Annotated in this window: 7 protein-coding genes and 2 pseudogenes; 3 read left to right on the plus strand and 6 right to left on the minus strand. The window is 64.8% G+C overall.

Annotation, left to right across the window (positions count from 1 at the left end):
- The 4 genes and pseudogenes from EN964_RS21630 to EN964_RS21645 all read right to left on the minus strand — a co-directional run.
- Nucleotides 1–216 (minus strand): annotated as a pseudogene (locus EN964_RS21630) (HugZ family protein); the annotation flags it as partial.
- Between the two features lie 31 nt (nt 217–247).
- Entirely contained in the window at nt 248–1,429 is a 1,182-nt protein-coding gene (locus EN964_RS21635; RefSeq protein WP_127267374.1) for a CaiB/BaiF CoA-transferase family protein, read from the minus strand.
- A 6-nt stretch (nt 1,430–1,435) separates the two neighbouring features.
- Nucleotides 1,436–2,197, minus strand: a complete 762-nt coding sequence (locus EN964_RS21640; RefSeq protein WP_127267375.1) for a 3-hydroxyacyl-CoA dehydrogenase — start codon at nt 2,195–2,197, stop codon at nt 1,436–1,438.
- A gap of 61 nt (nt 2,198–2,258) precedes the next feature.
- Nucleotides 2,259–2,795 (minus strand): GNAT family N-acetyltransferase, encoded by a 537-nt coding sequence (locus EN964_RS21645; RefSeq protein WP_127267376.1) that lies wholly within the window; start codon nt 2,793–2,795, stop codon nt 2,259–2,261.
- A gap of 29 nt (nt 2,796–2,824) precedes the next feature.
- Here EN964_RS21645 and EN964_RS37790 point away from each other — a divergent pair, with 29 nt between their 5' ends.
- Both EN964_RS37790 and EN964_RS21650 read left to right on the plus strand, forming a co-directional pair.
- Complete coding sequence (locus EN964_RS37790; RefSeq protein ID WP_164748917.1) at nt 2,825–2,989, plus strand: hypothetical protein; 165 nt, start codon at nt 2,825–2,827, stop codon at nt 2,987–2,989.
- Nucleotides 2,990–3,066: 77 nt separating this feature from the next.
- Nucleotides 3,067–4,059: a glutathione S-transferase family protein gene (locus tag EN964_RS21650; RefSeq protein WP_127267377.1), complete on the plus strand. Its 993-nt coding sequence runs from the start codon at nt 3,067–3,069 to the stop codon at nt 4,057–4,059.
- Between the two features lies 1 nt (nt 4,060).
- Here the strand turns inward: EN964_RS21650 and EN964_RS21655 are convergent, their stop codons facing one another.
- Complete coding sequence (locus EN964_RS21655) at nt 4,061–4,555, minus strand: NUDIX domain-containing protein (RefSeq protein WP_127267378.1); 495 nt, start codon at nt 4,553–4,555, stop codon at nt 4,061–4,063.
- A gap of 53 nt (nt 4,556–4,608) precedes the next feature.
- Between EN964_RS21655 and EN964_RS21660 the strand changes: the two genes are divergently transcribed.
- Nucleotides 4,609–5,532 carry a metallophosphoesterase gene (locus tag EN964_RS21660; RefSeq protein WP_127267379.1) on the plus strand — a complete coding sequence of 308 codons (924 nt, stop codon included), beginning with the start codon at nt 4,609–4,611 and terminating at the stop codon, nt 5,530–5,532.
- On the opposite strand, the pseudogene EN964_RS21665 reads toward EN964_RS21660, so the two are convergent.
- A pseudogene (locus EN964_RS21665) lies at nt 5,516–5,888 on the minus strand (hypothetical protein); the annotation flags it as partial. The gene EN964_RS21660 and the pseudogene EN964_RS21665 overlap by 17 nt on opposite strands.

Consider the following 5,888-nt stretch of genomic DNA (forward strand, 5'->3'; position numbering starts at 1 on the left):
AAGCAGGGCGCCGGTGTGCGCCGAAAGCATCGACACCAGGATCAGCGGCGCGCCATCGATGTCGGTGGCCACGCCGACCCTGCTGGCCAGCGGCGAGCCGGTTTGCGGTTCGATCACCGCCAGGGCGCCAAAGCGGGCGCTGCGCAGAAGCGTCTTCGCCAGCCGGATCGCTTCGGCGTCCGTCTCGCGGATCACGTCCTTTTTCGGCTCGTCCAAGGCAGCACCGCAGTAAGTTGATCTTTCTTCTCTAGTTATCGTTATCGGTCAGCAAGCCGGATTTGACAAGGCCGTCGATCTCGGCTTTCGCAAAGCCGAAACGTGCCAGAATTGCCGATGGCGACAAATCCTCATTGCCTGGCATAGTGGCCAATGTCGGTTGCGAGCTCGAGAAACGCGGCGCGGGGGCCGGGCGCTCAAATGCACCTGTCGTCACAGAGGCGTTGCGTGCCCGATTGTGCGGGTGGTGCTTCGCCTCTTGCAGCGACAGGACGGGGGCCACGCAGGCATCGGTCTGGGCAAACAGCAGGTCCCAGTCGTCGCGTGGTTTCTGCCGGATCCGATCGGCAATGGCGGCGCGCATCGGCGGCCACAGGGCCTTGTCGTACTGGCCGGACGCAAAGCGCTCGTCGAGCGGCAGCAGCCTGGCGAATTCGGCGAAGAATTGCGGCTCGAGACAGCCGATGGCGATATGGCGTCCGTCCGACGTCTCATAGGTGTCGTAGAACGGGGCGCCGGAATCGAGCAGGTTCGCGCCGCGCTTGTCGCTCCACAAGCCGGCCGCCGTCAAGGCGTGCAGGGGCACCGCCAGCATCGAGGCGCCGTCGACCATCGCGGCGTCGATGACGTCACCCTTGCCCGTGCGAGAACGTTGGAACAGGGCGGCCAGCACGCCGGCAATCAGCATCATGGCGCCACCGCCATAGTCGGCGACAAGGTTGAGCGGCGGGACGGGACGGCCGTCGGCATGGCCGATGGCGTGCAGCACGCCGCTATAGGCGAGGTAGGTGATGTCGTGGCCGGCGCGGCCGGCGAGCGGGCCGTCCTGACCGAAGCCGGTCATACGGCCGTAGATCAGCGCCGGGTTGCGCGCCAGCACCGTTTCGGGGCCGAGGCCAAGCCGTTCCATGACACCCGGGCGAAACCCTTCGAGCAACATGTCCGCCTTTTCGGCAAGGCGCAGCAACAGATCGGTGCCTTCACGGCGCTTCAGGTCGAGGCGCAGGAGGGCGCGGCCATGGCGGTCGATGTTGTACTCATCCGGCAGCGACAGGAACTCGCTCGTCCCCGTCCGTTCGATGCGCAACACTTGCGCGCCCATCTCCGACAGCATCAGGCCGGCCAGCGGCACCGGTCCGAGCCCGGCCATCTCGATCACCTTCAGCCCGGTCAGCGGACCGGTTTTAGCGGCAGCGGACAGGCCGGCGTTCATGACCTTCTATTTCGGCGCCATGCGGATGGCGCCATCGAGACGAATGGTCTCGCCGTTCAACATCTGGTTCTCGATGATGTGCAGGGCGAGAGCGGCATATTCGGACGGTTCGCCCAGGCGCGACGGGAAAGGCACGGCGGCGCCCAGCGAATCCTGAACCTCTTGCGGCATGCCGGCCATCATCGGCGTCTTGAAGATGCCGGGCGCGATGGTGCAGACGCGGATGCCGGAACGGGCAAGGTCGCGCGCCACCGGCAGCGTCATGCCGACGACGCCGCCCTTGGATGCCGCATAGGCGGCCTGGCCGATCTGGCCATCATAGGCGGCAACCGAAGCGGTGTTGACGATGATGCCGCGCTCGCCGCCCTGCAGCGGCTCGAGCTTCGACGCGCGCTCGGCGACGAGGCGGATCATGTTGAACGTACCGATCAGATTGACCTCGATCACCTTGCGATACTGATCAAGGGGGTGGGGACCATCCTTGCCGATCGTCTTCACGCCGATGGCGATGCCGGCGCAGTTGACCAGGATCCGCGGCTCGCCAAGCTTGGCGGCTACGTCGGCGAGCGCAGCGGTTCCGCTGTCGGCGCTGCTGACGTCGCACTGGACGGCAATACCACCGATCTCGGCCGCGACCTTGGCGGCGCGGTCAATACCCACGTCGAAGATGGCGACGCGGGCGCCCTTGGCGGCCAGCGCGCGCGCCGTTGCCTCGCCAAGGCCGGAGCCGCCGCCGGTGACGATCGCGATCTGGCCGTTCGGGTTCATGACGTCATCCTTTGATCTCAGGAACAGTGGGACGGATCAGGCGCCAGATCGACGGGAAAGGTCAAGCCATCGCCGCGACAGGATCGGCCACCCTGGCCTGATCGGCGTGGCAGACCTCGCCCAAGAGCCTGGCGACCGCGCCCGGCGCGATCTCGTGCGACAGCAGCCGGTCGAGATCGACGGGGCGCGGCATCGAAATCTGGCCGCGCGGAATCCGCTTGAAACCGAGCGGCCCGTAATAGGGCTCGTCACCGACCAGCATGACGGCAGGTGCGCCGGTCTTGGCGGCGGCCTCTAGCGCGATCGCCACTAGCCGGCGGCCGATGCCGAGATTCTTGAAGGCCGGCCGCACCGCGAGCGGCCCGAGCATCAATGCGCGGCCGGCACCGGCGGCGATGCGGGTCATGCGCACCGAGGCGACGACGATGTCGCCATCGACGGCGACAAAGGACAGCGAACGCTCGTGCCCTCCGGCCTCACGAATCTTGTAGGCGGCCAGCACAAAGCGGCCCGGCCCGAAGGCTTCGTCATTGATGGCTTCGATCTCGGGGTCGTGCGCCGGGGTTTCCGGCAGGTATTTCACGTCGGCAAGGCTCATGGTCTTTGCGTTCCGGTAAGGAGGAAAGGTTGCTGCAAACGGCAGCATTCGCCAGTCAGCGCTTCATCAAGCGCGGGCGCCCTTTCGTCGTCGGTAAAACCGGATCGAAGCAAAATCGAACATGCGGATTGTCCGCTAGCATCAATTTCCCGCCGCTGCAATCGGCCGTTTTGTTCGTCATTTCCGCCAAGTGACGGTCTGTTCAGCACCTGACGTCTTCGACAGGGCAGCCTTGCGCCTACATCAACCAACAGGACGCAAGGAGATTTGTATGGGAATGCTGGTCGAAGGAAGGTGGCAGGACCGCTGGTACGATACAGCGGACAATGGTGGCAGGTTCGTGCGGACGCAGTCGCAATGGCGCGACTGGGTCACCGTTGACGGGGCGCCTGCCGAAGGCCGGACGCGTGGTTTCAACGCCGAGCCCGGCCGCTATCACCTCTATGTCTCGCTTGCCTGTCCGTGGGCCCACCGGACGTTGATCTTTCGCGCGCTGAAGAAGCTGGAAGGCGTCATATCGGTGTCGGTGGTGCATCATTTCATGGGCGCCAACGGCTGGACGTTCGTGGCTGAGGACGGCGCCACGGGCGACATGCTCTATGGCCTCGACTTCCTGCACCAGATCTATGCCAAGGCCGATCCCGCCTATTCGGGCCGGGTGACTGTGCCGGTGCTGTGGGACAAAAAGGAGCAGACCATCGTCTCCAACGAGTCTTCCGAAATCATCCGCATGCTGAATTCAGCCTTCGACGAATGGGGCGACGCCAGCCTCGATTTCTATCCGAAGGCATTGCGCGGCGAGATCGATCGCATCAATGCGCTGGTCTATCCCGCGGTCAACAACGGCGTCTATCGCGCCGGCTTCGCCACCACGCAACGCGCTTATGAAGAGGCGTTCGGTGAAGTGTTCACAGCGCTGGATGCGCTGGAGGAGCGGCTGTCGAAGCAGCGCTATCTCGTCGGCGATCGTATCACCGAAGCCGACTGGCGGCTGTTCACCACGCTGGTGCGCTTCGATCCGGTGTATGTCGGCCACTTCAAATGCAATCTGCGCCGTATCGCCGACTACCCGAACCTGTCCAACTATCTGCGTGATCTCTACCAGGTGCCTGGTGTGGCCGGGACGGTGAACATGCATCATATCAAGGCGCACTATTACGGCAGCCACCAGACGATCAATCCGACGCGGATCGTGCCTGTCGGACCGGATCTGGATTATGCCGCATGGCACGACCGGGCGCGCTTCGAGAAAGCGGCAGCCTGATCTACCAGTAGGGCGAGGGCTGCTCGCCGTCAAAAACCTCGGCGATCCGGCGCAGCGTCGCCGGCGTCGTGCCCTGCGGCAAGCGGTCGAGCGGGAAGAAGCCGGCTTCGGCGATTTCGTGATCCGGCCGCTTCGGCGCCGTCTGGCTGAAATGCTCGAGCAAATAAAAGCCGACATGGTCGCGGCGGCTGGAGCGGCGGTTGAAATGCATCGATTTGAACACCGGCGGGGCGGTGAGAGCGATGTTGCCTTCCTCGGCCAGTTCACGGGCCAGTGCCTCGTTCATCGTCTCGCCGACTTCGACGCCGCCGCCGGGCAGCTGCCAGCCTGGTACGTAGGTATGGCGAATGAGGAAGACGGACTTGGACGCCCTGTCGTGGATCAGGCCGCGCACGCCAAGCGTCATCGGCCTCCGCAGCACGAAATAGAGATGGAACAGCCTGGCCCTCAAACCTGGCCAGCCGGTCTGGCGGAAGGCATCTTCAGGGCTCGTCATTGATAGCGAAACCGTGGGTGGAAAGCCGTGCGCGGGTCGCCTATGAAGGTTGTATGTTCAGGCTCGCGCATATTTCCGATGTCCATCTGGGGCCGCTCCCCGATGTATCCTATCGCGATCTCGCCTCCAAGCGCGTGCTCGGCTATGTCAACTGGCAGCGCAACCGCCGCCGCCATATGCATGATGCGGTCATCGACACGATCGTCGCCGACATCAAGGCGAACACGCCTGACCACCTCGCCGTCACCGGCGACCTGGTCAATCTGGCGCTCGACGGCGAGATCGAGATGGCCAGGCACTGGCTGGAGACGCTGGCACCGCCGCATGATGTTTCGGTCGTTCCGGGCAATCACGACGCCTATGTGCCAGGCGCCTTCGACAAGGTCTGCCGATCCTGGGCGGCGTGGATGAGCGGCGACGGCGTCAACACGCCGGTCGATCGTAACGCATTTCCCTATTTGCGCGTGCGCGGCAACGTCGCGCTGATCGGTGTCTCGACGGCGCGCGCCACGGCACCCTTCATGGCCAATGGTTTCTTCATGGAAGGCCAAGCGAAGCGGCTCGGCAAAATCCTCGGGGATACCGCCGGACAGGGGCTGTTTCGCGCCATCATGATCCATCATCCGCCGGTGCGCGGCGCGGTCCCGCAGCACAAGCGGCTGTTCGGCATCGCCCGCTTCAACAAGATCATTCGCCATCACGGCGCCGACCTTGTGCTGCACGGCCATTCGCATCTGCCGTCGCTGTTCTTCATCGGCGGTCGCGGCGTCAGGATCCCGGCGGTCGGTGTCGCTGCCGCCGGCCAGGCGCCGGGCGGCAAGAACCCGGCGGCGCAGTACAATCTGTTCGACATTGACGGCGAGAAGGGCAATTGGCGGATCCGGCTGACACGGCGCGGCCTGACCGGGCCGTCCATACCGCCATCCGATCTGCAGACGGTGGAGCTTGGCGCCGAGGCCGCTATGGCCGCAAATTGACAACCATGGCCACGATGCGGTCCCAGAACAGGACGACCGACACCACAAGGCCGACCAGTGCGCCGGCAGCGACCAGGCCAAGCCCGGACAGAAGGGCCGACCAGCGTTTGCCGCGCTCCGTTGCGCGCAGCGGCGGTTCGGCTTCCGGCACATACGCACGTTTCAGGCCGGCGACGGCGGGTTCGACGCCGCCTTCCAGCATCCTCTGACGCTCGACGATGCGCTCGGCGACATAGCGTGTCACGGAATCGGCAACCGGCTTCATCTCGGTGGATTCGGCAAGCACCACCCGGCCGATACGGGTGTCCTTGAGGAAGCGATAGGTCCGGCGGTCGCGCCCCATGGCGACATGGCTG

It is taken from the genome of Mesorhizobium sp. M7A.F.Ca.CA.001.10.2.1 (assembly GCF_003998575.1).
Lineage (GTDB): Bacteria > Pseudomonadota > Alphaproteobacteria > Rhizobiales > Rhizobiaceae > Mesorhizobium.

What these genes read in the sequence shown, in the direction of transcription:
- EN964_RS21655 (WP_127267378.1), bottom strand. Translation starts at nt 4,555, where the DNA reads ATGACGAGCCCTGAAGATGCCTTCCGCCAGACCGGCTGGCCAGGTTTG.
- EN964_RS21650 (WP_127267377.1), top strand. Translation starts at nt 3,067, where the DNA reads ATGGGAATGCTGGTCGAAGGAAGGTGGCAGGACCGCTGGTACGATACA.
- EN964_RS21660 (WP_127267379.1), top strand. Translation starts at nt 4,609, where the DNA reads ATGTTCAGGCTCGCGCATATTTCCGATGTCCATCTGGGGCCGCTCCCC.
- EN964_RS21645 (WP_127267376.1), bottom strand. Translation starts at nt 2,795, where the DNA reads ATGAGCCTTGCCGACGTGAAATACCTGCCGGAAACCCCGGCGCACGAC.
- EN964_RS21635 (WP_127267374.1), bottom strand. Translation starts at nt 1,429, where the DNA reads ATGAACGCCGGCCTGTCCGCTGCCGCTAAAACCGGTCCGCTGACCGGG.
- EN964_RS21640 (WP_127267375.1), bottom strand. Translation starts at nt 2,197, where the DNA reads ATGAACCCGAACGGCCAGATCGCGATCGTCACCGGCGGCGGCTCCGGC.